The sequence below is a fragment of the Vibrio ulleungensis genome, from assembly GCF_016900875.1.
Classification (GTDB): Bacteria; Pseudomonadota; Gammaproteobacteria; order Enterobacterales; family Vibrionaceae; genus Vibrio; species Vibrio ulleungensis.
The window spans coordinates 1-25,798 of sequence record NZ_JAFEUM010000015.1; the positions used below are offsets into that span (position 1 = coordinate 1).

A 25,798-nucleotide genomic window follows, 5' to 3' on the forward strand; every position below is an offset into this window, starting at 1 on the left:
TCCTAAAGGGTTGTTCGAGACTAGAACGTTGATAGGCAGGGTGTGTAAGTGCTGTGAGGCATTGAGCTAACCTGTACTAATTGCCCGTGAGGCTTAACCATACAACACCCAAAGGGTTTTGATTGGACTCAAAAAAGAATATTGAATGTGTGATGTGATTTTTAAATAAGCTTTCCGAATTTTAGAATTTGCTTGGCGACCATAGCGTTGTGGACCCACCTGAACCCATGCCGAACTCAGAAGTGAAACGCAATAGCGCCGATGGTAGTGTGGGGCTTCCCCATGTGAGAGTAGGACATCGCCAGGCTTTAAATTAAAAAAAAGCCCGTCTTTAGACGGGCTTTTTTATCGACTCAATGAAATTTGCTGTGCTGATATAGCTCAGGTGGTAGAGCGCATCCTTGGTAAGGATGAGGTCGGCAGTTCGAGTCTGCCTATCAGCACCACTTCACTCTCTAGTGATTTAACAAATTTTACTTGGCGACCATAGCATTGTGGACCCACCTGATTCCATGCCGAACTCAGAAGTGAAACGCAATAGCGCCGATGGTAGTGTGGGGTTTCCCCATGTGAGAGTAGGACATCGCCAGGTTCTAATTAAAGAAACCCAGCCTAACCGGTTGGGTTTTTTGCATTCTAAGAGCTAAAAAGGTGTGCGTGTTTGCGAAGCGTCGCACCGCCCATGTGAGAGTAGGACATCGCCAGGTTCTAATTAAAGAAACCCAGCCTAACCGGTTGGGTTTTTTGCATTCTAAGAGCTAAAAAAGGGTGTGCGAGTTTGCGAGACGTCGCACCGCACTGTCTAGTTAAAGATATAACTCTTCTCTGCAACCTTCCACAATGCTTGAACCAAAGGGTTCTCCAATTGACTGCGTTTACAACAAACCCCTAATTTGAATGGTTCAATGTCGCTGGTTTTTACGCGCAGTATTTTGTCCTTAACTGGGCTGTTGTTAATCACCACATCAGGCGCAATACCCACACCACAGCCAAGCGCTACCATGCTCACAATAGCTTCGTGTCCAGAGACCTGTGCATAAATATTAGGCTTAATTTTGTGCTCTTTTAACCATGTATTGGCGCGATCACGCGCGCTTCCGGACTCAGGTAGAATAAATGGGACCACACTCCAGTTGGGCTCTACCGCATCAAGTGTTTCTGAGTGAATCCAAGGAACACTAGGGGCGATCAACGATAAGGGGATGTCACTGATCGCTTCAAATGCTAAGCGACTAGGAACTTGATCAGGGATTGCCGAAATCGCTATGTCAGCTTTATCTTGCTGAATAATATCAATGGCTTGGGCAGGATCACCTGTGCTGATTTTAAACTCTATTAAAGGGTGCTCAAGTCGAAATGTCGACAGTAACTCTGGTAGGTGGCTGTAGCTTGCGGTGACAGAACAGAATAAGCGAATCTCCCCGCTGAGCTTTTGCTGGTTCTTTTTGTGCTGGCTTTGAACAAGCTGCCATTCTCCCACTATCGTAATCGCGCTAGGAAGCAGCGCTTTGCCAGCCGGTGTCAGTTCAACACTACGATTGTCTCTTACAAACAAAGTTTGATCTAAATCGGCTTCCAACTTTTGTATTTGACGACTTAAGGTTGATGGACTCAGGTGCATCACCTTGGCGGTCTTGGCAAAGTTTTTACTTTCACATAAATGCACAAAATACTGCAAGCTTCGGATATTCATAATCTTCCTGACTGTGACATTGCAAAAAACGCAACGTATTGTTGTTAATATATCACTTTGTTCAATATGCTGTCTTTAGTAGGATGAACATATTCGGTGGTAACAACAACACCGACCTTTAATGGAATGAATAACAGGAGCGCCACATGGCTAATTACTTTAACACCCTAAACTTGCGCGAGCAGCTAGACCAATTGGGTCGTTGTCGTTTTATGGATCGTAGCGAATTTGCTACAGAAGCTGATTACCTTAAAGGCAAGAAAGTCGTCATTGTGGGTTGTGGTGCTCAGGGTCTAAACCAAGGCCTAAACATGCGTGATTCTGGTCTGGATGTGTCTTATGCGCTTCGCCAAGCGGCGATCGATGAGCAGCGTCAATCATTTAAAAATGCTAAAGAGAATGGCTTTGAAGTTGGTAGCTACGAAACCTTAATCCCGCAAGCAGATCTAGTAGTAAACCTAACTCCAGACAAGCAACACACCAATGTTGTTGAAACAGTTATGCCTCTAATGAAGCAAGGTGCGGCTCTAGGGTATTCTCACGGTTTTAACGTTGTCGAAGAAGGTATGCAAGTTCGTAGTGACCTCACGGTTGTGATGGTTGCTCCTAAGTGTCCTGGTACCGAAGTTCGTGAAGAGTACAAGCGTGGCTTTGGTGTTCCAACGCTTATCGCAGTACACCCAGAAAACGACCCTAAAGGTGAAGGTTGGGATATCGCTAAAGCTTGGGCTGCAGCAACGGGTGGTCACCGTGCAGGTTGTCTAGAGTCTTCATTTGTTGCTGAAGTAAAGTCTGACCTTATGGGTGAACAAACTATCCTATGTGGCATGCTGCAAGCGGGCTCAATTGTTTGTTACGAGAAAATGATCGCCGATGGTATCGACGCAGGCTATGCAGGTAAATTGCTACAATACGGTTGGGAAACAGTAACTGAAGCACTTAAGTTTGGCGGCATTACACACATGATGGATCGCCTTTCTAACCCAGCAAAAGTGAAAGCGTTTGAGTTGTCAGAAGAGCTTAAAGAGCTTATGCGTCCACTTTACAATAAGCACATGGACGATATCATCCAAGGCGAATTCTCTAGCACCATGATGGCTGACTGGGCAAATGACGACGTTAACCTACTAGGCTGGCGCGAAGAGACTGGCGAAACGGCATTTGAGAACTACCCAGATTCTGACGTAGAAATCTCTGAGCAAGAGTACTTTGACAATGGCATTTTGATGGTTGCAATGGTTCGCGCAGGTGTTGAGCTTGCATTTGAAGCAATGACAGCGTCTGGCATTATTGATGAGTCAGCGTACTACGAATCTTTGCATGAGCTACCGTTGATTGCCAATACCGTTGCTCGTAAACGTCTATACGAAATGAACGTGGTTATCTCTGATACCGCTGAATACGGAAACTACCTATTTGCAAACGTTGCAACTCCACTGCTACGTGAGAAGTTTATGCCTGGTGTTGGTACAGATGTTATTGGTCGTGGACTGGGTGAATCCAGCAACCAAGTGGATAACGCAACCCTAATTCACGTTAATGAGGTGATTCGTAACCACCCTGTTGAATACATCGGTGAAGAGCTACGTGGCTACATGACAGATATGAAGCGTATCGCGGTAGGCGGCTAATCTTTAGCGGACTATGAAAAAAGGGCTTGCCATTGGCAAGCCCTTTTTGTTTTTATTTATCAGCGAGTTTTTCTTCTAGCTGAGCAAGCTTTTGTTCCATTTCAGTAAGCTTTTGTCGAGTGCGTAGTAGAACTTGAGTTTGAACATCAAACTCTTCGCGGCTAACAACATCCAATTTGTTCAATTGGCCTTGGATCACTTGACGAACTTTTTGCTCGACATCTGAACCAAGCTCTTTAACTGGTGCAGGCATAGAGTCTTGAATTTGCTTTGCAACTTGTTCGATTTTCTTAGGGTCAAACATTGGGGTCTCCTTAATCTTTGCCTCATTCTATGCAAAAAACATTCGATTGTCGCTAATGATGGAAAAGCATCTGTGAGACGACTATCATTAGTGCCCGCATTTTTTACTAAGAGCACAGTATGAAACTTAATCCGCAGCAAGACGAAGCCGTTAAATACGTGTCTGGCCCCTGTTTGGTGCTAGCGGGTGCAGGCTCTGGTAAAACTCGTGTGATCACTAATAAAATTGCTTATCTTGTCCAGCAATGTGGTTATAAGGCTCGCAATATAGCTGCCGTAACCTTTACCAATAAAGCCGCGCGCGAAATGAAAGAGCGAGTAGGGCAATCACTGGGTAAAAGCGAATCTAGAGGGCTGATGGTATCGACATTTCATACCATGGGTCTCAACATCATTAGACGAGAATACAAAGCGCTAGGCCTCAAGGCTGGCTTTTCCTTGTTTGACGATCAAGACCAGATGGCGCTGTTAAAAGAGCTGACCGAAAAGCAGCTCGATGGCGATAAGGAGTTATTAAGTCAGCTGTTGAGTGCGATTTCCAACTGGAAAAACGACATGCTAACGCCTGCGCAGGCACTCGCGAGTGCAGAAGGTGAGCAGTACCAGTTGTTCGCACACTGTTATGACATGTATCAAAAGCAAATGACCGCCTACAATGCGTTGGACTTTGACGACCTTATTGCAATGCCAGTGTTGCTACTTAAGACCAACAGCGACGTACGCCAAAAATGGCAAAGTCGAATTCGTTACCTTCTTGTCGATGAATACCAAGACACCAACACCAGCCAGTATGAACTGGTTAAGCTGCTAGTCGGCGAGCGTGGCCGTCTAACCGTTGTTGGCGACGATGATCAGTCGATTTACTCGTGGCGTGGCGCAAAGCCTCAGAACTTGGTGCTACTGGGCAAAGACTACCCAAATCTACGATTGATTAAACTGGAGCAGAACTATCGTTCGACAAGTCGAATTTTACGTTGCGCCAACATATTGATCGCCAATAATCCGCATGTTTACGATAAGACATTGTTCTCTGCATTGCCCGATGGCAACAAATTAAAAGTGTTGCGTGCCAACAATGAAGATCATGAGGCAGAACGGATCACCGGTGAGTTGATTGCACACAAGTTTTTGAATCGCACCGACTATAAGCATTACGCCATCCTCTACCGTGGAAACCATCAGTCGCGCATCATAGAGAAATCGCTGATGCAAAACCGAGTGCCTTATAAAATCTCTGGTGGAACCTCCTTTTTTGCACGGGCTGAGATAAAAGACATTATGGCTTACCTAAGAGTGTTGGTGAATCCAGATGATGACAATGCCTTCTTACGGATCGTCAACACACCAAGAAGAGAAATCGGTCCTGTGACTCTCGAAAAGTTGGGCAGTTACGCCAACATGCGTGGTAAGAGTTTATTTGAATGTTCTTTTGAAATCGGCCTTGAACAACATTTGAGCGGAAGAGGTCTGGAAAACCTACGCCGATTCACTCAATGGATTGTTGGGATTGAAGACAATTTGCAGCGTGGAGACTCAGTTGAAGCGGTACGTTCTATTGTAAGAGATATTAACTACGAAGATTGGCTTTACGAAACCTCGTCGAGTCCAAAAGCCGCAGAAATGCGCATGAAAAACGTCTCGGATCTTTACAGTTGGATCGTCGCCGACTTAGAAGGTGACAACTACGATAAAGAAGAGAAAACATTAAAAGAAGTGGTACAACGTTTAACCCTTAGAGACATGATGGAAAGGGGAGAAGACGAAGACGACGCTGATCAAGTTCAGCTTATGACACTGCATGCCTCTAAAGGCCTTGAGTTCCCTTATGTTTATCTAATGGGCAGTGAAGAGGGCATATTGCCGCATCAATCCAGCGTGGATGAGAATAATGTTGAAGAAGAACGTCGTCTTATGTACGTGGGAATTACTCGTGCTCAAAAAGAGCTGACCTTTACTATGTGTAAGGAGCGGCGCCAATATGGCGAGTTGATTCGACCTGAGCACAGCCGTTTTCTGGATGAGCTTCCGTTTGATGATGTTGAGTGGGAAACCGTTAAGAAGCCTCAGTCTGCTGAAGAACGTATGGAAAAAGGCCAAGCGCATATTGCAAACATACGAGCAATGTTTAAAAAATAAACCGCTTAAGTGGCAGAAGTAGTAGGGAAAGACGAAAAAAGGGCTTAGTGCTGAGTTTTAATAACAAAACTCAACACTAAGCCCTTTTTTAAATCAGTAAGCGTTTAAAGGCCTTCGATCATATGTTCGATAGCAGCAATGATCTCATCGTCGCTACAATCCATACACGCGCCCTTCGCGGGCATTGCATTAAATCCGTTGATGGCGTGATCGGTAAGAACATCCATGCCTTGGGCAATACGCGGTGACCAAGCATCAGCATCGCCTTTAATTGGTGCGTCACTTACACCAGTGCCATGGCAAGCTCCACAAAACATTGTGTAGACAGCGGTTCCGTCACGAGGGCCCGTAGGCTCCGCTACAACAGGCTCCGCACCAACTAGGTAAACATCACCAACGGGCTTAATGCGCTCGGCAATGGCGTCGTATTCTTCTTGGCTTACGCTCGAGGCGAAACTTGCAGCTGAAAATGTTAATGCAGCACACAGTATGGTCAGTAATTTTTGAGGCATATCCTTTCACTCACTTGCTTATGGTGTATCTAGGCCCAAAGGGACTGGCTTATAGGTTGTAATTGTATGTTAAGCCATTGTAAATAGTGGGTGATTATATCCTGATCGTTTGTTGCAATAAACCATTAACTTACTTGGGTTAGGCATGAATCACACCATCTACAGCAAAAACACAGAAAACATTGTAGAAAAACCCAACAAACAAGAAAAAAAGTTAAAAAAATACTAGACGACAAAGTGTGATATACGTATTATTCCACTCCGCCGATAGGGCATGCGCCCGTAGCTCAGCTGGATAGAGCGTTGGCCTCCGGAGCCAAAGGTCGAAGGTTCGAATCCTTTCGGGCGTACCATTTCGGACGGCTCTTCGGTAAAAGTAGTGGTGGCTATAGCTCAGTTGGTAGAGCCCTGGATTGTGATTCCAGTTGTCGCGGGTTCAAATCCCGTTAGCCACCCCATTATTTAGGGTACTTCGGTTTCCTGTTTTGTTTTTAACGAAACGAAAATTAGTCGGTGAATAGCGCAGCCTGGTAGCGCATCTCGTCCCTTGGGTATAAGGGGGACCAGAGGGTTCGACCCTCGAAATGAGAGAATGGCCAGGAAGAATTTGTCGGTGAATAGCGCAGCTTGGTAGCGCATCTGGTTTGGGACCAGAGGGTCGGGGGTTCGAATCCCTCTTCACCGACCACTATTATTGGAGTCTTCATTAGTAAGACTCACCGGTCGCGAAGGCGGGTCGGGGGCTGGAACGCCAGTCCGATCGAATCCCTCTTCAGCGACCACTATTAAAATGTTTGGCTTAAAGCGAAACAATACAATTTGATGGTGGCTATAGCTCAGTTGGTAGAGCCCTGGATTGTGATTCCAGTTGTCGCGGGTTCAAATCCCGTTAGCCACCCCATTATTTAGGGTACTTCGGTTTCCTGTTTTGTTTTCAACAAAACGAAAAATAAGTCGGTGAATAGCGCAGCTTGGTAGCGCATCTGGTTTGGGACCAGAGGGTCGGGGGTTCGAATCCCTCTTCACCGACCACTACAAAAGAAACCCCGCTAGAAATAGCGGGGTTTTTCTTTTTATACGATTAGAAGTTGAAGAAGGAACGGACATTCGGGGTCAGGTGCGGAAGCCCGCCGCGTACGAATCCCTCTTCACCGACCACTACAAAAGAAAAACCCCGCTAGAAATAGCGGGGTTTTTCTTTTTATACGGTTAGAAGTTGAAGAGGAATACACATTCGGGGTCAGGTGCGGAAGCCCGCCGCGTACGAATCCCTCTTCACCGACCACTACAAAAGAAACCCCGCTAGAAATAGCGGGGTTTTTCTTTTTATACGATTAGAAGTTGAAGAAGGAACGGACATTCGGGGTCAGGTGCGGAAGCCCGCCGCGTACGAATCCCTCTTCACCGACCACCATAAAGAAACCCCGCTACAAATAGCGAGGTTTCTTATTTATAAGCTAAGAAGTTAAACAAGGAACACACATACGGGGCAGGTGCGGAAGCACGGTGAGTGCTAACTTCACACCAAAGTAGGCAATGCTCCTACTATGCTTAATCCATCATATATTTACGACGAATACCCAGCAGTGCAAATACACCAAATATTAAAATGGATGTTTTTTCCCAGCTGGTCATTGGGACTTTGTCACCGAAGGCACCAATAAATATTGCCATCTGCAAGCCGTGCATGATCAACAAGAACGCGGTCATAATATAAAGTACTATTGCCGAGTTTCCTGGAAACGGTTGTACAATATTGATGAACAATACGACCCATACAAACGCTATGGCCATTTTTGCCAAAATTAGCAACCACTTCATACTATTTCTCTCTTAAATAATTGATATTTCACTTGTCCAGCAACCTTTTCTCGTAAAGCCGTCCAGTGAGTCGGTGGGGCAAAGTGAGACAACTCTTTCTCTGTCTCAACGTAAATAAGGGCGTTTTCGGCCAACCATCCGTTACTCTCTAACAATGCTACACACTCGTCGAGCATTTCTTTGCGAAATGGTGGGTCGATAAATACGATATCGTATGCGTTACCTTCTGCTTTTAGCATGGCAAGGCTGTCAGTGTTTTTTAATGCGATGTTTTCGGCACTAAGAAGTGCTCTATTCTTTTCGAGCTGCTGAAAAGCAGGCTTATTGAGCTCGCACAATGTTACTTGGTCTGCATAACGTGATGCAGCTTCAAACCCCAATCCCCCAGAGCCAGCAAACAGATCAAGGCAACGTGAGTGAGCGAGATGCGGAGCAAGCCAGTTAAACAAAGTCTCTTTTACTCGATCAGTCGTTGGGCGAAGGCCATCACTTTCTAATACAGGCAGTTTTCGGCCTCGCCATTGACCACTTATGATCCGAATACTCCCTAATTGAGATTTCTTCGATGTTTTTGCTCTTTGTCGATTCGTCATGTTTTTTGAACGTTTAAATAAGTGATATCATGGGTGGTTCGGTAAAGTTTAACAGTTAAGTCGGGTATTGATAACTCACAACCCTCCGATACTGTACCAAAACTACAATGATGTAAGCACAACTCAATAAAGTGCAACGACACAACCATAGGTCTAATTGATGTCAGATAAGAAAAAGCGCGGTTTACTCTCTTGGTTAGGCTTTGGAGAGGAAGAAGGAACACAACCTAATGCCGAGCAATCCGTTGAAGAGCAAAAGCAAGCTGAAGTCACTCCATCGGTAGATGAATCCGATGCCCCTATTTCCCTTTCAGAGCAGCAAGCGCCAGAAGCCCAACCGGTTGAACAAGACAAGGTTATCGATGCCGACGTCGAACCCGAAGAGCCTGAGTCTGATAGTGACATAGACATTGAGCCTCAAGTCGACGTAGAAGAAGTCCAAACAAAACCCACAGAAGGCTTTTTTGCGAGACTCCGTCGTAGCCTTGCGCGAACCAAGGCCAATATTGGCGCTGGTTTTTTTGGCTTGTTCAAAGGAAAGCAGATTGATGACGAGCTATTTGAAGAACTAGAAGAACAATTATTGGTTGCTGATGTAGGCATGGATACCACGGTTAAAATTATTGAAAGTTTAACCGAGAAAGCGGGACGGGCAGAGCTGAAAGACGGTGAAGCGCTTTACGGTCTCCTTAAAGATGAAATGGCGGAGATATTAGCCAAAGTTGAGCAGCCATTGGTTATTGATGAAGAAAAAACGCCTTACGTTATTTTGATGGTTGGCGTCAATGGCGTTGGTAAAACTACCACTATTGGTAAGCTTGCCAAGCAATTTCAATCTCAAGGCAAATCAGTGATGTTGGCGGCAGGTGATACGTTTCGCGCAGCGGCCGTTGAGCAGCTTCAAGTATGGGGTCAACGCAATGATGTTCCAGTCATTGCACAACACACTGGAGCAGATAGTGCCTCAGTCATTTATGACGCCATTGAAGCGGGTAAAGCTCGTGGCGTAGATGTCATCATCGCGGATACTGCGGGTCGTCTTCAAAATAAAAGCAACTTGATGGAAGAGTTACGCAAAATTGTACGCGTAATGAAAAAAATTGATGATTCTGCACCTCACGAGATCATGTTAACTCTGGATGCGGCGACCGGTCAGAACGCAATGAGCCAGGCCAAGTTGTTTAGCGATGTAGCACCCGTTACCGGTATTACCTTAACTAAACTGGATGGAACCGCGAAAGGTGGGGTTATCTTTGCTATTGCAGATAAATTTGGTATCCCGATCCGTTATATCGGTGTGGGTGAGGGCATTGACGATTTACGCCCATTTGATTCTCAAGAGTTTATTGAGGCTCTCTTTAGTCGCGAAGAATAACCACGGAAGGAATTGAAGTGATTCGCTTTGAACAAGTTAGTAAAGCCTACCGAGGCGGTAGGCAAGCGTTGCAAAAGGTCGATTTTCATCTTCGTCAGGGAGAGTTAGCATTCTTAACCGGTCACTCGGGTGCCGGTAAGAGTACCCTTTTGAAGCTCATTTGTGCTATTGAGCGCCCTTCTGCTGGGCAGATTAGCTTTAACGATCACGACATTACGCGAATATCCAATCAAGATATTCCGTTTTTGCGCCGTAACATTGGAATGGTGTTTCAAGATCACCGCTTACTTCTGGATCGAACCGTATTTGAAAACGTAGCATTGCCAATGCGTATTGAAGCGATCAATGAGAAAGAGATTAAACGTCGAGTGTCAGCGGCACTAGATAAAACGGGTCTGCTCGACAAGGCGAAATGCTTACCTACACAATTGTCGGGCGGTGAGCAGCAGCGCGTTGGTATTGCGCGAGCGGTGGTCAATCGACCTATATTGCTGCTGGCCGATGAGCCAACAGGTAATTTGGATTCCGATTTGTCGAAACGCGTTTTTTCCCTGTTTAAAGAATTTAATAACGCTGGTGTGAGTATTTTACTTGCCACTCACGATAGCGGCTTAATTACCAGTCAGCCAAGCTATCGTCAGTTCGAGCTTAATCAAGGTTTCTTAAGTGAGGTAGATAGCTATGCCAGCTAGAGGCCAGCCACGTCAAAGCTTTATTGGTACACACACCAAAACAGCCAGTGCATCATTTAAACAATTGCTCACGCGACCACTAGGAAACTTGCTTACATTGGCTGTGATTGCATTGTCATTGGCAATCCCTACCAGCCTATATTTAGTGGCCAAAAACACAACGGCTATCGCATCTGGGGTGGCTCAGCCATCAGTGATCAATGTGTATTTGCAAGAGGGATCGGCCGAATCACGGGTGATGCTACTCAAAGACCAGATTGAACGTATCGATCATGTCGATGAGGTCGAATATGTGTCGGCGCAACAAGGGCTGGATGAACTCAGTCAGTATGCAGGTTTTGAGCAAGCTTTATCACTGCTCGACGAATATGCGTTACCTGCAGTTTTGGTTGTTAAGCCTGCTAGCGATCAGCCAGACGCTATTAGAGACCTGTTAGCGCAGATTCAAACAATGGACAATGTTGCGGATCTGCAACTCAATGAAGACTGGCTAGAGCGTTTTGATGCGCTCAAGAATCTGGTTTCAACCGTGTCGTTTACTATGGCTGTTCTATTGTTGGTGGCCGTTATCCTGACAGTTGGAAATAGCGTTCGCTATAGCGTATTAGCACAAAAAGAAGAAATTCAGGTGATGAAGCTAATTGGCGCTACCGACAGTTTTATTGTACGACCTTATTTATACATTGGTATGTGGTATGGGCTCATCGGCGCAATCGCAGCATGGTTAGTGACTGCCTTGTTGACCATTGTTTTGAGCCAAGCCGTAGAAATGTTAGCGACGCTATACGACACACCGTTTAGGCTGGTTGGACTTGGCTGGGATGAAAGCTTAATACTGTTATTGCTAGGGTCATTTTTAGGATTGTTTGCGGCAAGTGTTTCGACACGAAGGCACCTAAAAGAAATTGAACCAGTTTAGTGAAAGACGGTCTAAACTCTCAGTCAGGATTACTATATAAGATATAGCTAACGAACACTTGTACCTGATGACTAATTGTGGATAATGAAGGGTCCTTTTGATATACCTCAAGGTATGAAAGGATCATTTAAGGTTGAACTTTACGAGGAAGCGAATGAGCAAATCAGCATACCCAATGGCGCTAGTGTCTCAAGATAGCTTAGACAGCTATATTAGAGACGTTAATACCTATCCAATGTTGACCGCTGACGAAGAGCGTAAATTAGCAGAACGATTACACTACCACGGTGAGATTGATGCTGCGAAAGGTTTGATCTTGTCACATCTTCGTTTTGTTATTCATGTCGCGCGTGGCTATTCAGGCTACGGTCTACCTCTGGCCGACTTGGTTCAGGAAGGCAATATAGGCCTTATGAAGGCCGTAAAACGTTTCAACCCTGAAGTGGGTGTGCGTTTGGTGTCTTTCGCTGTCCACTGGATTAAAGCCGAGATTCATGAATACGTTTTGCGTAACTGGCGCATTGTTAAAATTGCGACAACTAAAGCGCAACGTAAACTCTTCTTTAACCTGCGCAAGTCTAAAAAGCGTCTAGGTTGGTTTAACAATGGTGAAGTCGAAACCGTTGCGAAAGAGCTAGGAGTGACTCCAGCCGAAGTTCGCGAGATGGAATCTCGACTTGCTGCCCAAGATTCAACGTACGAAATGTCTAACGACGATGATGAAGGTAACTCTTATACGGCTCCAGCGCTGTATTTAGAAGATAGCCATTCAGATGTTGCTGATAATTTCGAAGCACAGAACTACGAGTCTCATACCAACAAGAAGCTGCTAAATGCTATGGCAACGTTGGACGATCGTAGTCAACACATCGTGCGCTCTCGCTGGTTAGACGATACTAAGTCAACCTTGCAAGAATTGGCGGAGACTTACCAAGTATCGGCTGAGCGTATTCGTCAGCTCGAGAAAAACGCCATGAAGAAGCTAAAGCTTGCGGTTGGCGAGATCTAACAAGCGCTGATTACAGTTATTGATCCTAAAGCCAAGGTGTATACCTTGGCTTTTTTGATCTTGTGGCACGTAACTGTATTGTGGATAACTCTGTGTCCTATTTTTCCAGTGTAACCTAAGAACATAGACGTACAAAGGAAGAAGAGTGGCTGCACTAATGTGGGTAACACCTTAGATGTGCACAATTAAAGCACGATCAATACTACATATTGTGGATCAAAATAAATGATCATCGCTTATTAACGCAATCCACAAAGTTATCCACAAAATGATAAAGTTATTCAACACCTCACCAACTGTGTCACAATGGATTGGAACATTTAGTGTATATATGTGCTTATGTAGGAAAAATAAATGGAATTTAAACACCTTGATGTAACCGGTGCATTTGACATGCAGCACCAACAAGATGCAGTTATGTTAGACATTCGCGATCCACAGTCATTTAAGGCCTCTCACCCAGAGAATGCGTTGCACCTTACTAATGAGACTATTCAGGAAATTGTGGCTGATTTAGACTATGACAGGGTGCTGCTGGTAATGTGTTATCACGGACATAGCAGCCAAGGTGCAGCACAATACCTCGTGAATCAAGGATTTGAAACGGTCTACAGTATCGATGGTGGATTTGACGCTTGGAAGCGAGCGAACCTACCAACTACTACCTCATAAAGAGACGTTATACGCCATGATCAAAATTGCCGAAATTTCGAACCCTCGCATTGCTCAGTCCTTTGTGGACTACATGGCCAAAAAGAAAATCGTGCTTGCAATTGCACCTTCCAACGATCATTTTGCCATTTGGCTAAAGGATGAGTCCTACAGCCAAATGGTTATGGATGAATACAGTCAGTTTGCGACCGATCCTATGCATCCCAAGTACTCACAAGCTTCGTGGGATATGGCAGAGTCGCGTAATGCGCGCTTTCATTATCACGCACCAAGTTTTGGACAGATGCTAAAAGAGCGTGCGGGTCCCATTACTTTATTGATGATGGGGTTGTGTGCTGCGGTCTTTTTCTTTCAAGTTCTAGGCCGACATGGTCAGGTGTTTGCGTGGTTACATTTCCCAAACTCTATCGAGCAAAGTTATCAAGTTTGGCGCTGGTTCACCCATGCGATTATGCACTTTTCAATTTTACACATCGCATTCAATTTATTGTGGTGGTGGGATTTGGGAGGAAAGCTCGAAAAATCGTTGGGCGCTAAGCCACTGATATCGGTTTTTCTTTTATCGGCAGCGACTTCGGGCTTGGGTCAGTACTTCGTTGAGGGGGCTAATTTTGGTGGCTTGAGCGGTGTGGTATATGGGCTTGTTGGCTTTTGGTGGTTGGTGGGCGCTGCACACCCTACCTATCAACGCTATCTACCCAAACCATTGTTAGGCTTTATGTTGGTTTGGCTTGCTATTGGATTTGTTCAGCCATTTATGGCTATTGCGAATACGGCGCACTTGATTGGATTAATCAGTGGCGCTGCATACGGCTATTGGTATGCAAAAACTCAAATGACGAGCTAAGTCGTCTTTTTAGACTCGAGGTTACTGATACAGATACTTTGTAAACAGCAGATCTGACACCAGTGTTTTTCCTGTTTCAACCAATAGCATTGCGTTAATTTCGTCTAACATGGTTTTGCGCAGTTCTTCTCGGCCCGGCAGCGACTTAATGGTGTTTTCATCCTGCTCACCTAATAGTGCAACTACGGTATCGCGAATGAGTGGATCATGCTGCTGCAAAATCGGTAAGTAACTATCGTGCGCCACCATAATATCGATTTGGACACGAATATAGCCGAGCTTATTTCCAGTTGTGTGAAAGTTGGTGGTAAGTTCTGGCTCCAGCGTATAGTAGGAAAACAAGTGAGCTTGTGGAGTCTCTTCTTCGGCCATAGCCAAACCTGGACTCATAACCAGTAGAAGTAGTGAAAGAAGCGCTGTAATGTGACGTTCGAACATAGTTAAGTAAAGCTTTCGTTGATTGACGATATGTTATTGACCAATGTGTTGCTACAATAGCCAAAAGAACTTTATAGCATATTGTGCGGTTAATTAGTATTCAACTGCAAGTGAAAATGCCAGATTTTGTACAGATGTTTGATATGACCAATTGGTTAAATGATTACCGAGCCCTCTACCAGGACATTCAATGGCAATCTCAATTTTCCGTAATGGAGCATTGTGAGGGTGAAATTGCTTGGTTGCAAGACAGTACGTCACTTTCAAAGAAACTTGAGACATATTGTTCTCAATTGAGTGTCGATGTTTTGTCGAATCAGCTTACAACACAAGATGAAAACTGCAGTAGTTCAATGAGTTCTCATTGGTTACGTGAAGTCTTATTGCTTGGTGACAATAGCCATTGGGTGTACGCACAGTCACACGTTGAGCAACAAGCCCTTGAGCAACCGGTAATACGCCAATTAATGCATGATGATAAGCCACTTGGACTCGCATTGTTTAGTACTCAACAAGTGAAGCGCGATCAATTGCAAATAGGGCAAGTGACTTTAGATAGTCAACGACTTTGGGCAAGGCGCTCTAGACTGCTGGTAAAAGATCACTCTATTTGGGTGTCTGAATTGTTTTTGCCAAACGCCCCTATTTATCACCTACAACCAGGCTCTTGATGAACGAAAAACTTTCTGCATACGCGCAGTTAATGCGCATCGATAAACCCATTGGCATTCTTTTATTACTCTGGCCTACCTATTGGGCGCTTTTTCTTGCTGCTGATGGATTACCTGATTTAAAAGTGTGGGCGGTCTTTACCGCAGGTGTCGTGTTAATGCGTTCCGCAGGGTGTGTGATCAACGACTTTGCGGATAGACATTTTGATGGGCATGTAGAAAGAACCAAGCTACGCCCAATACCGGCAGGAAAGGTCTCGGCACGTGAAGCAGTAATACTCTTTATAGTGCTTTGCATAGTCTCTTTTGCGCTTGTACTCACAATGAATGAAACCACGATAAAGTATTCGTTTATTGGGGTCTTACTTGCGTTTATTTACCCTTTTATGAAGCGCTTTACTCATTTACCCCAACTGTTCTTAGGGCTTGCGTTTAGTTGGTCGATTCCCATGGCATGGGTTGCACAGGGCGCAGAGCCTACTTTGGTGCTTTGGGCTTTGTTTATTGCAAATGTTTTATGGACGGTGGCGTACGACACACAATACGCCATGGTCGATCGCGACGACGATGTCAAAATTGGTATACGTTCGACCGCGATTCTATTTGGACGACGAGACAAAATGGCCGTCGCAGCACTGCAATTTGCTACGTTACTGATTCTATTGTGGATCGGCTATATCGAGCAGTTAGGTGGTGTGTTTTACTGGTCTTTACTTGTGTCTGGTGCACTCATGGTATACCAGCAGTGGCTGATCAAGGCGAGAGAACGCCAAGCGTGTTTTAAAGCCTTTCTTAACAATAACTATGTGGGGCTCGCGATAGCAATGGGTATTGCTATCGCGGAAACTGTTTAAGCGTGCTCGATACTCTGGGCAATAGTTAGACGTACCTCTGTCACCAGCAGATCCATTAATCCTTGAGCCATTAAGGCCGCTTTCTCAGGTTGATAATCATCCGAGGCTCGCACGTAGCCTTGTTCTACTAGCGTTGTTGAGAGGAACGAGAAGACCTGCTTATCGAAAAATTCAGGCGCATTAATTCCGTGAAGTCTTCCCAGACGTTGTGCAATCTCTTGCCCTTTGTTTTCTAGCTCTGACATTTCGATGTCTGGGTTAGCAACAAGCAGCTTAAATACAATCGCGTAGCGTTGCAGAGTCTCGGTAATGGTTCTAGACAACAAATAGAGCTCTTGAATCTGAGCTTGATTTGGCGTGACCTGATGATCATCAATATGGATAAGCCCTTGGTCTTCAAACTCTTTCAAGATCAGCTCAACTTGATCTTTGATCGTCGCTGCATCAAAGTGAATGAAAAGCTCTTTTTGCAAAAATGGGTAGAGGACTTCAACACCTGCGTGAATTTTGTCCATCGAAATGACGCGGTTTTGAATGATCAATTGCGCGATCAATGATGGGATCGCAAACAGATGGATAATGTTGTTGCGGTAATAGGTCATTAACACCGACTGCTGGCGGTCAAGAGAGACGATCTCCCCTAAGCTATCTGTATCCAGTACAAACTTATTCAACGACAGCGCATGCTCAACCAGCTCTTCCGCAGTTTGGTTTGGTGTAGTAACGCGCTCTGTATAAGGTACGTTTCGTATCAACTTGAGGTAGCAATCTATTTGAACAACCAAGGCATCTTTGGTTAACGCGCGTTGACGTGATGCAAGCAATGCCGTTGCACAAAGCGTTAGTGCGTTAGTTGCAGCGGCAGAGTTGATGTTGGTCATCATTTGATTAGCCAGTTGATTTACCACACCCGGCATCCACTGCGGTTTAGGCGCATCAATTTTTCCTACATTTTCGTGCCATTGCGGAGCGTGTTCATTCAAGTATTGGTTAAGCACAATTGGCTCGCCAAAGTTCACGTAGCCTTGACCGAAATTGCGTAGTTTTCGAATTGTACGAACAACCTGACCGGCATTTTCCTTTTCTTTTTTCTTACCACGCAACTCTTTGGCGTAAGTCGATACTTCCATTACGTGCTCATAACCTATGTATACAGGTACTAGAGTAACAGGACGGTTTAATCCTTTGAGCATGGCTTGTATCGTCATGGCGAGCATGCCTGTTTTGGCTTGTAGCAAACGACCAGTTCGAGAGCGCCCACCTTCGCTGAAGTACTCTACCGAGTAGCCTTTGGTGAAAAGCTCTGATAAGTATTCTCTAAATATGGTGGAGTAAAGCTTGTTTCCTTTAAAACTGCGTCGCAAGAAGAATGCTCCGCCGCGTCTAAATATTGGGCCTGCCGGGAAGAAGTTAAGATTGATACCAGCGGCAATATGCGGCGGAACCATGCCTTCGTGATACAACACATAAGACAGTAATAGGTAATCCATATGGCTTCGGTGACAAGGCACATAGACAATCTCATGGCCATCTTGAGCAAGCTGTCTTACCGCTTTCGCGTTGCTGACATTGATTCCTTGATAAAGGCGGTTCCACAACCAACTTAAAATGGTGTCGCCTTTCTTGATCAGACCATAAGAGAAGTTAGCCGCAATCTCATCGAGGATTTTGTGAGCTTCATGCTCAGCCTTTTCAAGAGAGATATTCTTGGTCTTTGATTCATGCTCGATGGCTTTTTTAATGGCTTCAGATTTGACTAATCGGTCAAACAACACATCGCGATTAGGTAAATTAGGCCCAGAGGCTGCAAGTTTTTGTCTAGAAAAATGAATTCGTGCAACGCGTGCTAGTTTGTGTGCAATAGAGTGGTCCGTGCCGTGTACGTCCGCCATATAGCGTAACGACACGCAAGGGCTGACACGCACTAAGCAATCTCGTCCTGCAGTCAACACAGTCCAAGCTTTTTGTGGCCCAGTTTTACTCTCTAAATAGGGTTTTATCTTCTCTTCTTTACCTGGTTTTCGTCCCCACAACACGGTGATGGGAATCATTTGAATATCCAGTTGCTCATCCTCAGCATGCAGATTAAGTAAGTCTGAAAATAGAGTGATAGAACGTGAAGGAATATCATGATCGCGTGATTTAAGCAGTGCTGCGCGCATACCAATGTAGACAAACCGCTCAAAGGTTTTTCCACCAATCTCGATCGGTTGCAGTGGATCAGGCAACCCTACTTTTTTAGCCTGTTCTCTTAATGCCAACAAATCGATGTTTGAGTGAAATGGTAAGGCGTAGATGATAGGTCGATCTGTATCGATGTTGAGGTTGTCAATCGGATCTGCCGGAATGGTTTGTCCCTTTACCAATACCGACATCGGTAGCTTAAATAGCGCTTTTGAAATTGTAGGGGAAATCATGCAGTAGCCTTATAGTTGGTAAAGTCAATTTGACGCAGTGATCGGTAGTTTTCATTGTCCAATTGGACATATTTTTTGTACTGGTCAAACCTTTTGCGCCAATCATATTGAATGTTACACAATAATTCAAAGCATAGCGCTGTATTCAAAGGATGAATAATGAAATATACGGATAGTGGTTTTAAACGTGTGGTTAATGCGACCTAGTATTCATTTCAGGGGCTAAGGGCTGCTTTTAAACATCAACTGGCTTTTCGCCAAGATGTGGCGGTAGTTGCAATTCTGATCCCGAGACCTTTTTCTTGAACGTTACCATCAACGAGCAATTCGCGTTAATAGTATCATTATTACTTGTGTTGCTGGTGGATCTATTGAATTCAACAGTCGAAGCAGCAGTAGACAGCATATGTTAAGAAGCGCATGAATTTGCCAGTCGCTCAGTAGATATGTCTTCAGCCGCAGTGATGTATCTTTAATTATTGCGGTTGTGATCTGAGGTGGCGTAATTTTGTTCTAAAAATCTTGGCTTTACCAAAAATACTGGATATACTCACATGAACTGTACAAAAAGACAGGCTTATCATGAGACCACTAACAGCACGGCAAAAACAAGTTTACGATTTGATCAAAGAAAAAATCGAAGTATCAGGCATGCCACCGACTCGCGCAGAAATTGCCAAAGAGTTAGGGTTTCGCTCGGCGAATGCTGCGGAAGAACACCTTAAAGCGCTGGCGAAAAAGCAGGCGATAGAGATTGTTCCTGGTGCGTCTCGTGGTATTCGCATTTTACTTGAAGAGCCAGCAAACGATGAAGTCGGATTACCTTTAATTGGTCAAGTGGCCGCTGGTGAACCCATTTTGGCTCAAGAGCATGTAGAAACGCATTATCAAGTAGATCCAAGCATGTTTAAGCCTCAAGCTGATTTTCTACTAAGAGTAAACGGCGAGAGTATGCGTGATATTGGGATCATGGACGGCGATTTGCTTGCGGTTCATAAAACCCAAGACGTTAGAGATGGCCAAGTCGTGGTGGCGCGCGTTGATGATGATGTGACTGTTAAGCGTTTAGAGCGTAAAGGTCCAACAGTGTTATTGCACGCGGAAAACGAAGAGTTCAACACCATCGAGGTCGATCTCACCAGCCAGCACCTTGCTATCGAAGGGTTAGCTGTAGGCATTATTCGAAATACCGATTGGATGTAGTGTCGCTCAGACGAGCCGATTAAAGTTAAAAAAACAGCCGCTTTTAGCGGCTGTTTTAGTTTTTACACTCAGGTGTTTAGAAGAGCCTATTTAACCCATTGAGCGCTGCAACACGGTAAGCCTCTGCCATCGTTGGATAGTTGAAGGTCGTGTTAACAAAATACTCTATGGTGTTTGCAGGAGCCTCTTGCTCCATAATGGCTTGTCCAATGTGAATAATCTCTGCTGCACGTTCGCCAAAGCAGTGAATCCCCAAAATTTCTTTGGTGTCACGATGGAAAAGAAGTTTCAAGCTTCCCGCGTCGGTACCACCAATTTGTGCACGAGCCAAATGTTTAAATGATGAACGGCCCACTTCATAAGGGACTTTTGCTGCAGTTAGCTCTTGCTCCGTCTTACCGACACTACTAATTTCTGGAATCGTGTAGATACCTGTTGGAATATCCTCGGTCAAGTGTGAGTCGAGTTTGCCGTGTCCAATAGCCTGCGCAACAAAGCGGCCTTGGTCATACGCAGCACTGGCTAAACTTGGGTAACCAATCACATCACCAACCGCGTAAATATTATCGACTTCCGTTTGATACTGGTTATTTACCTTCAATTGGCCACGTGAGTCAGGCGTGAGCCCAACATTGTCTAATTGGAGCTTGTCGGTATTACCGGTTCGTCCATTTGCGTAGAGTAAGCAATCGGCCTTCATTTTCTTGCCAGACTTCAAATGAACGATCACACCATCGTTGGTGCCTTCGATAGAGTCGTGAGTCTCATCATTTCGAATAACCACGCCATTATTCCAAAAATGATAGGAGAGGGCGTCGGAGGTTTCGTTATCCAAAAAAGAAAGTAATCTATCTCGGGTGTTGATCAGATCGGTTTTAACACCAAGACCTCTAAATATAGACGCGTATTCACAACCAATGACACCGGCACCATAAATGATGATGTGTCGCGGATCGTGCTTGAGTGACAAAATAGAGTCACTGTCGTATACGCGATCATGAGTGAAATCGACGTCTTCTGGTCGATAAGGTCGAGAGCCAGTCGCGATCACAAATCGATCGGCATGAATCAGCTCTGCAGTACCATCGGCTTTTGCAATACTCACGGTGTTGGTATCAACAAAGCTGGCTTCTCCAAAAATGAGCGTACAAAAATTACGATCGTAGAAGCCTTGTCTTAGCCTTGTTTGCTTATCTATGACTGATTCAGCATGGCCTAGAATGTCAGAGAATGTGGCGTGAATGCTGGTGTTGTTTTTGCAAAACAATGGATTGCTGTTGAATTCGATAATTCGGCTGACCGCATGTCTTAAAGCTTTGGAAGGAATCGTACCCCAGTGGGTACATCCGCCACCGACACTGTTTTCTTTTTCAATTATCGCGACTTTCAGCCCCGCCTTGGTCAACCCCATTGCAGCACCTTCACCGCCTGGGCCACTACCGATAACGATGACATCAAAACGAGTTGAACTGCCCATTACTGCTTCCGCCTATACATTGATAACAAAATTTTATCGGTATTGTAACCAATTCACAAAGCGGGTAAACCTAACCAGGTCAAGAGCGTTGACAGGATCACGCAAACACAGATTGTTGCAATCCCAGACAAAATCAATGATGGTTTTCTTACAACTGAGTGCTTAAACTGTGACATTGAACTCTAAAAGCCTGTTGTTACAAGGAGACGGATAAAACATGGGGATCCGTGCGCAACAAAAAGAAAAAACGCGTCGTTCACTAATTGATTCTGCATTTAATCAGTTAAGCTCCGATAAAAGCTTTTCTAATCTGAGCTTACGCGAGGTAGCTCGTGAGGCGGGTATAGCACCAACGTCGTTTTATAGACATTTTAAAGATATGGATGAACTCGGTTTAACGATGGTCGATGAAGGTGGATTGTTGCTTCGTCAGTTAATGCGTCAAGCTCGACAGCGAATTGTGACTAACGGCAGTGTTATCCGTACGTCTACTGAGACATTTATGGAGTTCATCGAGCAAAGTCCAAATGTATTTCGTTTGCTGTTACGTGAGCGCTCTGGCACATCGAAAGCATTTCGTAATGCCGTAGCACGAGAAATTGAACATTTTATCGCCGAATTAAGTGAGTATTTGATATTATCAGGTCTCAAGAAAGAACATGCGTGGATGCAATCTGAAGCATCCGTCAGGTTAGTCTTTAGTGCAGGGGCCGAAGCGCTTGATCTAAACCCAAGAGATCGTGCGTTGTTGTCTGAACGATTAATTCAACAACTGAGAATGATTGCAAAAGGTAGTGCACAACTGCACTGATAATAGAACGAGGGAAACAATGAGCAGCGAATTAAAAAATGAAAAAAAGTCGTTAGTATTGGCCTTAATCTTAGGTATGAGCATTAATGCCCTATGGTGCTGGTTATCTCTACCGGGTTATGGGTTCTCTATATTTGTCGTAATAGCCTTGGTGTTGAGCGCGCAGATGCTCTATCAAGACTACCTTAATTCACCCATCGCAGAAGATATGCCTTTAGTCGGATTGGCTTGCTTTTTCTTAGGTGCTTTTGGTCATTCTGCGTTTGCTCGAGCCGCATACCCAGATGGTGGCTCTAACTTCTTCTCAATATTAGTCACAATGGGACTAATGTTGTGGGTGGCATACCGTATGGGGAAGTCATCTCAAGTAGAAGAGACAGAGGTAAGTGAGCACTAACTTAACGTTAGGTTAGAGCGGATAGTTAAGTCGACGCCAATGCAATGACAAATACTCGAGTAAATGTCTTTGCGTTGGCGTTGTTGTATCTCAAACGTGCACTATGTACCAACAATAGGTACGCACGAGTAAAACGTGCGATTGAAGAATTACTTGATGCGCTCCAAAAAGACACCTGCTTCAACATGATGGGTATAGGGGAATTGATCAAACAGAGCAAACCGAGTGATACGGTGCGTAGTGCATAATATCTCTAGATTGTCTTTTAAGGTGTCTGGATTACATGAAATATACATGATGTTGTCGTAGCCCTGCACCATTTTACAAGTCTCATCATCCATCCCAGATCGAGGTGGATCGACAAAGATGGTATTGCACTCGTAATCGCTGAGCTCGACTTGCGCTTGCTGCAAGCGACGGAAAGTACGTTCACCATTCATCGCCAGCGTAAAGTCTTCAGCAGACATTCGTATTATCTTTACATTATCGATGTTATTAGCGGCAATATTAAACTGCGCAGAGTCCACAGAGGGTTTCGCCAACTCAGTCGCCAGTACCCGTCTGAAGTTTTTGGCCAATGCCAATGAGAAGTTACCATTCCCGCAGTAGAGCTCGAGTAGGTCTCCGTTGCTGTTTTTGGTACAGTCGATAGCCCACTCCAACATTTTTTCAGCGACCTTGCCGTTTGGTTGAGTAAAACTGTTTTCAACTTGCTGGTATACCAACTCTTGACCATCAACATGTAGTTTCTCAATGACGTAGTCTTTTTCAATGATGTGCTTAATCTTACGAGCACGTCCAATAAGGTTAACGTTGTAACCTTGTTCGATAAATTGTTCGCGCAATTGCTTTGCTTGTTGTACCCACTCATCGTCAATTGCTTTGTGATAGAGCATAGAGACTAGCAGTTCACCACTCAGGGTAGACAAGAAGTCCACTTGAAAGAGCTTTGTACGTAGCAGTTGATTGTCTTTAATCGAATCCAGAAGTGTTGGCATCATTTTGTTAATGAGCGCACTTGCAGTTGGAAACTGGTCAACGCGATACTTCTCGCGAGTCTGTTGGTCAAACATGATGTAGTAAAGGTCATCACCTTCATGCCAAACTCGAAATTCGGCGCGCATTCTGTAATGCTGCTCTTCTGAGGCATAGACGTCTAACACAGGTGGCTCAAACTTAGCAAAATCTGATTCTAAGCGCTGGATCTTATCGGTAAGTTGAACTTGATAAGAGTGAGAGTCATACATAGACATGGTGATACCTTTTGGTTATGGACGCGCAGATTTTAGTCAAACACTTTTTATTGTCCAGAATTAGTGATAAAAACTCCACATTAAATGGTTTACCGAATAGACGGACAGCGCTTTGACAACTTCAGCAAAGACAATCTCAGCGAAAAAAACACCACCACGCATAATGATTTTCGATTCAGGTGTGGGTGGGTTGTCTGTACATAAAGATATAGCGGCATTATTGCCTAACATCGATGTTATCTACATGTATGACAATGCAGGCTACCCTTACGGGGAGCTCGAACCCAATGTGTTGGTGGAGCGGGTCGTCAAATGTGTGGATGTGGTAAACCAGCAATATGGTGTTGATGCGGTTGTTATTGCATGCAACAGTGCCAGTACTATTGCACTCCCATCGTTAAGGGAGCGTTTTTCCTTTCCTATTATTGGAGTTGTACCTGCCTTAAAACCAGCAAACCTTATTGCCAAACAAGGGATCACGCTATTAGCTACGCCGGGTACAGTGAGTAGAGCGTATACGAGAGAACTTATAGAGCAGTTTGTCGATTCTGTTCCCGTGCAATTAATAGGTACGACAGAGCTCGTCAACATGGCTGAAAAAAAGTTAAGAGGAGGGCAGCTAGATCAGCAACTTCTCAGACAAATAGTAGAACCGATTAAATCTCATAGTGATGTGGTTGTGCTTGGCTGTACTCACTTTCCATTATTAGAAGATGAGCTATCGGCCATGCTTGGTGAGCAAGTGACGTTCGTTGATTCTGGAGAAGCGATTGCACGTAGAGTGGTGGAAGTTCTAAAGCTAAGCGATAGCGTTGTCGGTGAGGGAAGTAAAAAGTGTCACACTATTTTGAGTAGTGCTCCAGAGCCAAACAGCGAGGCGCTGGAGCGATACTTAAGCAAATTGAATTTCTCTGCTATTCAGCACTGTCCTCTGAAGGGTGCTTAGGATCGTTCGCAACGCGAACTTTCAAAGTGCGTTGCATGTATTCTGCGTCGTTAAGAGCACTGATAACTTTGTCAGCATCTTCTGCCGCAACCACTACAAAGCCAAAACCACGGCGTTTACCCGTACGTTTGTCTTTCATTAGTCGAACATTGAGCACTTTGCCGTGCTCGTCAAATAGGTCTCGAACGTTTTTTTCATTTGCGCGATAAGGCAAGTTGCCTACATATAGGGTTTGAGAGTTTTCGTCTCCGTCTACTTTGCTTGATGAAATTGGAGTAGATGCAGTTTGTTTGGATGATGGTTTAAGAAAGATAAAGCCAAGTACAGCACCAGCAATCACCGCTATAGCTGGATTAAGTGCTAAGGATTGGGCTACAACCGCTAAAATTACGGTCGCACCTGCGAAAAAAAGAAAAGATTGATTTGATTTCATTTTGATTCACTACAGATCTGTTGAATGGTAATTAACATTAATAACATTTGAAACACATTGATATTACGAGCTTTACTAACGTTTTTCCAATTTAATGATGTGACAACGATCAAAGGATAGTGGTACTGGGAAAAAACGCGATTTTGGTCACTAAGCAAGCGATCGAAATAAAAGTGACAAAAAGAGTGCAAAAAGGGGTTGCCAATGTGAGTTGGATCTCTATAATGCCCCCTCGCTGACACGGGATGAGCCACTAGGGTTCACAAGGGTTAGCAGGCAATTTGAAGCATTAAAATTTAATTTGAAAAAGTGTTTGACACTCCAACTTAAATCGCTAGAATGGCCGTCCGCTTCAAGGGAGACCTTAAAGCAGCCTGAACAAGGCAACGCTCTTTAACAATATAAACCTATCAATCTGTGTGGGCACTCGTTGATGATAATCGCTACTTGTTTTTACTTTTTTTATAAAAAGTAAAACAAAAAACGATTTCAATGAACTGAGTGACCAAACGAGTCGAAAGACTTGGCACAGTCAATTCATTATCGTTCTGTTGGAACGATAATAGCTTTAGAATTACATAGTAGTTTTGAAGTCAGTATTCATTGAGTCACAAAAAACTTTAAATTGAAGAGTTTGATCATGGCTCAGATTGAACGCTGGCGGCAGGCCTAACACATGCAAGTCGAGCGGAAAC

At 44.5% G+C, this 25,798-nt stretch carries 25 protein-coding genes, 6 tRNA genes and 4 rRNA genes; 25 read left to right on the top strand and 10 right to left on the bottom strand.

The genetic code is table 11. From position 1 onward, the window contains the following. The 4 genes from JQC93_RS19895 to rrf (JQC93_RS19910) all read left to right on the top strand — a co-directional run. A 23S ribosomal RNA gene (locus JQC93_RS19895) occupies positions 1–101 on the top strand; the annotation flags it as partial. Between the two features lie 90 nt (positions 102–191). Next, positions 192–307 (top strand): 5S ribosomal RNA (gene rrf / locus JQC93_RS19900). Between the two features lie 63 nt (positions 308–370). Beyond that, a tRNA-Thr gene (locus tag JQC93_RS19905) sits at positions 371–446 on the top strand. Positions 447–476: 30 nt separating this feature from the next. Continuing rightward, positions 477–592 (top strand): 5S ribosomal RNA (gene rrf / locus JQC93_RS19910). Between the two features lie 210 nt (positions 593–802). Here rrf (JQC93_RS19910) and ilvY read toward each other — a convergent pair. Continuing rightward, complete coding sequence (ilvY, locus tag JQC93_RS19915) at positions 803–1,693, bottom strand: HTH-type transcriptional activator IlvY (protein WP_205160073.1); 891 nt, start codon at positions 1,691–1,693, stop codon at positions 803–805. A 146-nt stretch (positions 1,694–1,839) separates the two neighbouring features. Here ilvY and ilvC point away from each other — a divergent pair, with 146 nt between their 5' ends. After that, positions 1,840–3,324, top strand: coding sequence for a ketol-acid reductoisomerase (ilvC, locus tag JQC93_RS19920; RefSeq protein WP_084884603.1), 1,485 nt, complete (start codon positions 1,840–1,842; stop codon positions 3,322–3,324). 52 nt (positions 3,325–3,376) lie between these two features. On the opposite strand, the gene ubiK is transcribed toward ilvC, so the two are convergent. Further along, positions 3,377–3,628, bottom strand: coding sequence for a ubiquinone biosynthesis accessory factor UbiK (gene ubiK, locus JQC93_RS19925; RefSeq protein WP_084884601.1), 252 nt, complete (start codon positions 3,626–3,628; stop codon positions 3,377–3,379). A 119-nt stretch (positions 3,629–3,747) separates the two neighbouring features. Here ubiK and rep point away from each other — a divergent pair, with 119 nt between their 5' ends. Next, complete coding sequence (gene rep, locus JQC93_RS19930) at positions 3,748–5,763, top strand: DNA helicase Rep (RefSeq protein WP_205160074.1); 2,016 nt, start codon at positions 3,748–3,750, stop codon at positions 5,761–5,763. A gap of 104 nt (positions 5,764–5,867) precedes the next feature. On the opposite strand, the gene JQC93_RS19935 is transcribed toward rep, so the two are convergent. Beyond that, positions 5,868–6,275 (bottom strand): c-type cytochrome, encoded by a 408-nt coding sequence (locus JQC93_RS19935; RefSeq protein WP_205160075.1) that lies wholly within the window; start codon positions 6,273–6,275, stop codon positions 5,868–5,870. 276 nt (positions 6,276–6,551) lie between these two features. Between JQC93_RS19935 and JQC93_RS19940 the strand changes: the two genes are divergently transcribed. The 5 genes from JQC93_RS19940 (at position 6,552) to JQC93_RS19960 (ending at position 7,307) form a co-directional block, all read left to right on the top strand. Further along, positions 6,552–6,628, top strand: a tRNA-Arg gene (locus JQC93_RS19940). Positions 6,629–6,657: 29 nt separating this feature from the next. Then, positions 6,658–6,733: transfer RNA gene (locus JQC93_RS19945), tRNA-His, on the top strand. A gap of 153 nt (positions 6,734–6,886) precedes the next feature. After that, positions 6,887–6,963, top strand: a tRNA-Pro gene (locus JQC93_RS19950). Between the two features lie 137 nt (positions 6,964–7,100). Further along, positions 7,101–7,176: transfer RNA gene (locus tag JQC93_RS19955), tRNA-His, on the top strand. A gap of 54 nt (positions 7,177–7,230) precedes the next feature. Beyond that, positions 7,231–7,307, top strand: a tRNA-Pro gene (locus JQC93_RS19960). 519 nt (positions 7,308–7,826) lie between these two features. Here the strand turns inward: JQC93_RS19960 and JQC93_RS19965 are convergent. Continuing rightward, positions 7,827–8,096 (bottom strand): DUF1145 domain-containing protein, encoded by a 270-nt coding sequence (locus JQC93_RS19965; protein ID WP_205160076.1) that lies wholly within the window; start codon positions 8,094–8,096, stop codon positions 7,827–7,829. Further along, the gene (gene rsmD / locus JQC93_RS19970; RefSeq protein ID WP_205160077.1) at positions 8,093–8,689 is read right to left on the bottom strand and encodes a 16S rRNA (guanine(966)-N(2))-methyltransferase RsmD; all 597 of its coding nucleotides are present in this window, start codon (positions 8,687–8,689) and stop codon (positions 8,093–8,095) included. Before rsmD ends, JQC93_RS19965 begins: the two co-directional genes overlap by 4 nt. A gap of 160 nt (positions 8,690–8,849) precedes the next feature. Here rsmD and ftsY point away from each other — a divergent pair, with 160 nt between their 5' ends. The 6 genes from ftsY to glpG all read left to right on the top strand — a co-directional run bounded on the left by ftsY (position 8,850) and on the right by glpG (position 14,203). Further along, a complete protein-coding gene (gene ftsY / locus JQC93_RS19975; RefSeq protein WP_205160078.1) occupies positions 8,850–10,064 on the top strand; it encodes a signal recognition particle-docking protein FtsY in 1,215 nt (404 codons plus the stop codon). Between the two features lie 17 nt (positions 10,065–10,081). Continuing rightward, positions 10,082–10,756 (top strand): cell division ATP-binding protein FtsE, encoded by a 675-nt coding sequence (gene ftsE / locus JQC93_RS19980; RefSeq protein ID WP_205160079.1) that lies wholly within the window; start codon positions 10,082–10,084, stop codon positions 10,754–10,756. Continuing rightward, complete coding sequence (gene ftsX, locus JQC93_RS19985; protein WP_205160080.1) at positions 10,746–11,675, top strand: permease-like cell division protein FtsX; 930 nt, start codon at positions 10,746–10,748, stop codon at positions 11,673–11,675. The genes ftsE and ftsX overlap by 11 nt, the downstream gene beginning before the upstream one ends. Before the next feature lie 154 nt (positions 11,676–11,829). After that, positions 11,830–12,684: an RNA polymerase sigma factor RpoH gene (gene rpoH, locus JQC93_RS19990; protein ID WP_084884586.1), complete on the top strand. Its 855-nt coding sequence runs from the start codon at positions 11,830–11,832 to the stop codon at positions 12,682–12,684. Positions 12,685–13,038: 354 nt separating this feature from the next. Continuing rightward, on the top strand, positions 13,039–13,356 hold the full coding sequence (glpE, locus tag JQC93_RS19995) for a thiosulfate sulfurtransferase GlpE (protein ID WP_205160081.1): 318 nt from the start codon (positions 13,039–13,041) through the stop codon (positions 13,354–13,356). Between the two features lie 16 nt (positions 13,357–13,372). Beyond that, positions 13,373–14,203: a rhomboid family intramembrane serine protease GlpG gene (gene glpG / locus JQC93_RS20000; protein ID WP_205160082.1), complete on the top strand. Its 831-nt coding sequence runs from the start codon at positions 13,373–13,375 to the stop codon at positions 14,201–14,203. Positions 14,204–14,224: 21 nt separating this feature from the next. On the opposite strand, the gene JQC93_RS20005 is transcribed toward glpG, so the two are convergent. Then, positions 14,225–14,641, bottom strand: coding sequence for a flagellar basal body-associated protein FliL (locus JQC93_RS20005; RefSeq protein ID WP_205160083.1), 417 nt, complete (start codon positions 14,639–14,641; stop codon positions 14,225–14,227). 116 nt (positions 14,642–14,757) lie between these two features. On the opposite strand from JQC93_RS20005, the gene JQC93_RS20010 reads away from it, so the two are divergent. Then, a complete protein-coding gene (locus JQC93_RS20010) occupies positions 14,758–15,312 on the top strand; it encodes a chorismate--pyruvate lyase family protein (RefSeq protein ID WP_205160084.1) in 555 nt (184 codons plus the stop codon). Further along, positions 15,309–16,166 carry a 4-hydroxybenzoate octaprenyltransferase gene (gene ubiA, locus JQC93_RS20015; RefSeq protein WP_408068621.1) on the top strand — a complete coding sequence of 286 codons (858 nt, stop codon included), beginning with the start codon at positions 15,309–15,311 and terminating at the stop codon, positions 16,164–16,166. The genes JQC93_RS20010 and ubiA overlap by 4 nt, the downstream gene beginning before the upstream one ends. Here the strand turns inward: ubiA and plsB are convergent. Further along, positions 16,163–18,583, bottom strand: coding sequence for a glycerol-3-phosphate 1-O-acyltransferase PlsB (gene plsB / locus JQC93_RS20020; protein WP_205160086.1), 2,421 nt, complete (start codon positions 18,581–18,583; stop codon positions 16,163–16,165). The genes ubiA and plsB overlap by 4 nt on opposite strands. 302 nt (positions 18,584–18,885) lie before the next feature. On the opposite strand from plsB, the gene JQC93_RS20560 reads away from it, so the two are divergent. Together JQC93_RS20560 and lexA are read left to right on the top strand one after the other, a co-directional pair. Next, positions 18,886–18,996 (top strand): diacylglycerol kinase, encoded by a 111-nt coding sequence (locus JQC93_RS20560; RefSeq protein ID WP_236009693.1) that lies wholly within the window; start codon positions 18,886–18,888, stop codon positions 18,994–18,996. A gap of 169 nt (positions 18,997–19,165) precedes the next feature. After that, positions 19,166–19,786 (top strand): transcriptional repressor LexA, encoded by a 621-nt coding sequence (gene lexA, locus JQC93_RS20030; RefSeq protein WP_205160087.1) that lies wholly within the window; start codon positions 19,166–19,168, stop codon positions 19,784–19,786. A 76-nt stretch (positions 19,787–19,862) separates the two neighbouring features. Here lexA and sthA read toward each other — a convergent pair whose 3' ends face one another. Then, on the bottom strand, positions 19,863–21,263 hold the full coding sequence (gene sthA / locus JQC93_RS20035) for a Si-specific NAD(P)(+) transhydrogenase (protein ID WP_205160088.1): 1,401 nt from the start codon (positions 21,261–21,263) through the stop codon (positions 19,863–19,865). Between the two features lie 217 nt (positions 21,264–21,480). Between sthA and fabR the strand changes: the two genes are divergently transcribed. Both fabR and JQC93_RS20045 read left to right on the top strand, forming a co-directional pair. Beyond that, entirely contained in the window at positions 21,481–22,074 is a 594-nt protein-coding gene (fabR, locus tag JQC93_RS20040) for an HTH-type transcriptional repressor FabR (protein WP_084884568.1), read from the top strand. A 19-nt stretch (positions 22,075–22,093) separates the two neighbouring features. Further along, a complete protein-coding gene (locus tag JQC93_RS20045; protein WP_205160089.1) occupies positions 22,094–22,471 on the top strand; it encodes a YijD family membrane protein in 378 nt (125 codons plus the stop codon). 149 nt (positions 22,472–22,620) lie between these two features. On the opposite strand, the gene trmA is transcribed toward JQC93_RS20045, so the two are convergent. Then, positions 22,621–23,724: a tRNA (uridine(54)-C5)-methyltransferase TrmA gene (gene trmA, locus JQC93_RS20050; RefSeq protein WP_205160090.1), complete on the bottom strand. Its 1,104-nt coding sequence runs from the start codon at positions 23,722–23,724 to the stop codon at positions 22,621–22,623. Positions 23,725–23,887: 163 nt separating this feature from the next. On the opposite strand from trmA, the gene murI reads away from it, so the two are divergent. Next, positions 23,888–24,670, top strand: a complete 783-nt coding sequence (gene murI, locus JQC93_RS20055) for a glutamate racemase (RefSeq protein ID WP_205160092.1) — start codon at positions 23,888–23,890, stop codon at positions 24,668–24,670. Here the strand turns inward: murI and JQC93_RS20060 are convergent. Then, a complete protein-coding gene (locus tag JQC93_RS20060; protein ID WP_205160091.1) occupies positions 24,639–25,103 on the bottom strand; it encodes an RNA recognition motif domain-containing protein in 465 nt (154 codons plus the stop codon). The two genes, murI and JQC93_RS20060, sit on opposite strands and share 32 nt — an antisense overlap. A gap of 622 nt (positions 25,104–25,725) precedes the next feature. Between JQC93_RS20060 and JQC93_RS20065 the strand changes: the two genes are divergently transcribed. Beyond that, positions 25,726–25,798: ribosomal RNA gene (locus JQC93_RS20065) — 16S ribosomal RNA — on the top strand; the annotation flags it as partial.

Coding starts and splice junctions, on each gene's coding strand:
- ilvY (WP_205160073.1), bottom strand. CDS start 1,693: ATGAATATCCGAAGCTTGCAGTATTTTGTGCATTTATGTGAAAGTAAA.
- ilvC (WP_084884603.1), top strand. CDS start 1,840: ATGGCTAATTACTTTAACACCCTAAACTTGCGCGAGCAGCTAGACCAA.
- ubiK (WP_084884601.1), bottom strand. CDS start 3,628: ATGTTTGACCCTAAGAAAATCGAACAAGTTGCAAAGCAAATTCAAGAC.
- rep (WP_205160074.1), top strand. CDS start 3,748: ATGAAACTTAATCCGCAGCAAGACGAAGCCGTTAAATACGTGTCTGGC.
- JQC93_RS19935 (WP_205160075.1), bottom strand. CDS start 6,275: ATGCCTCAAAAATTACTGACCATACTGTGTGCTGCATTAACATTTTCA.
- JQC93_RS19965 (WP_205160076.1), bottom strand. CDS start 8,096: ATGAAGTGGTTGCTAATTTTGGCAAAAATGGCCATAGCGTTTGTATGG.
- rsmD (WP_205160077.1), bottom strand. CDS start 8,689: ATGACGAATCGACAAAGAGCAAAAACATCGAAGAAATCTCAATTAGGG.
- ftsY (WP_205160078.1), top strand. CDS start 8,850: ATGTCAGATAAGAAAAAGCGCGGTTTACTCTCTTGGTTAGGCTTTGGA.
- ftsX (WP_205160080.1), top strand. CDS start 10,746: ATGCCAGCTAGAGGCCAGCCACGTCAAAGCTTTATTGGTACACACACC.
- rpoH (WP_084884586.1), top strand. CDS start 11,830: ATGAGCAAATCAGCATACCCAATGGCGCTAGTGTCTCAAGATAGCTTA.
- glpE (WP_205160081.1), top strand. CDS start 13,039: ATGGAATTTAAACACCTTGATGTAACCGGTGCATTTGACATGCAGCAC.
- glpG (WP_205160082.1), top strand. CDS start 13,373: ATGATCAAAATTGCCGAAATTTCGAACCCTCGCATTGCTCAGTCCTTT.
- JQC93_RS20005 (WP_205160083.1), bottom strand. CDS start 14,641: ATGTTCGAACGTCACATTACAGCGCTTCTTTCACTACTTCTACTGGTT.
- JQC93_RS20010 (WP_205160084.1), top strand. CDS start 14,758: ATGCCAGATTTTGTACAGATGTTTGATATGACCAATTGGTTAAATGAT.
- plsB (WP_205160086.1), bottom strand. CDS start 18,583: ATGATTTCCCCTACAATTTCAAAAGCGCTATTTAAGCTACCGATGTCG.
- lexA (WP_205160087.1), top strand. CDS start 19,166: ATGAGACCACTAACAGCACGGCAAAAACAAGTTTACGATTTGATCAAA.
- sthA (WP_205160088.1), bottom strand. CDS start 21,263: ATGGGCAGTTCAACTCGTTTTGATGTCATCGTTATCGGTAGTGGCCCA.
- fabR (WP_084884568.1), top strand. CDS start 21,481: ATGGGGATCCGTGCGCAACAAAAAGAAAAAACGCGTCGTTCACTAATT.
- JQC93_RS20045 (WP_205160089.1), top strand. CDS start 22,094: ATGAGCAGCGAATTAAAAAATGAAAAAAAGTCGTTAGTATTGGCCTTA.
- trmA (WP_205160090.1), bottom strand. CDS start 23,724: ATGTCTATGTATGACTCTCACTCTTATCAAGTTCAACTTACCGATAAG.
- murI (WP_205160092.1), top strand. CDS start 23,888: ATGATTTTCGATTCAGGTGTGGGTGGGTTGTCTGTACATAAAGATATA.
- JQC93_RS20060 (WP_205160091.1), bottom strand. CDS start 25,103: ATGAAATCAAATCAATCTTTTCTTTTTTTCGCAGGTGCGACCGTAATT.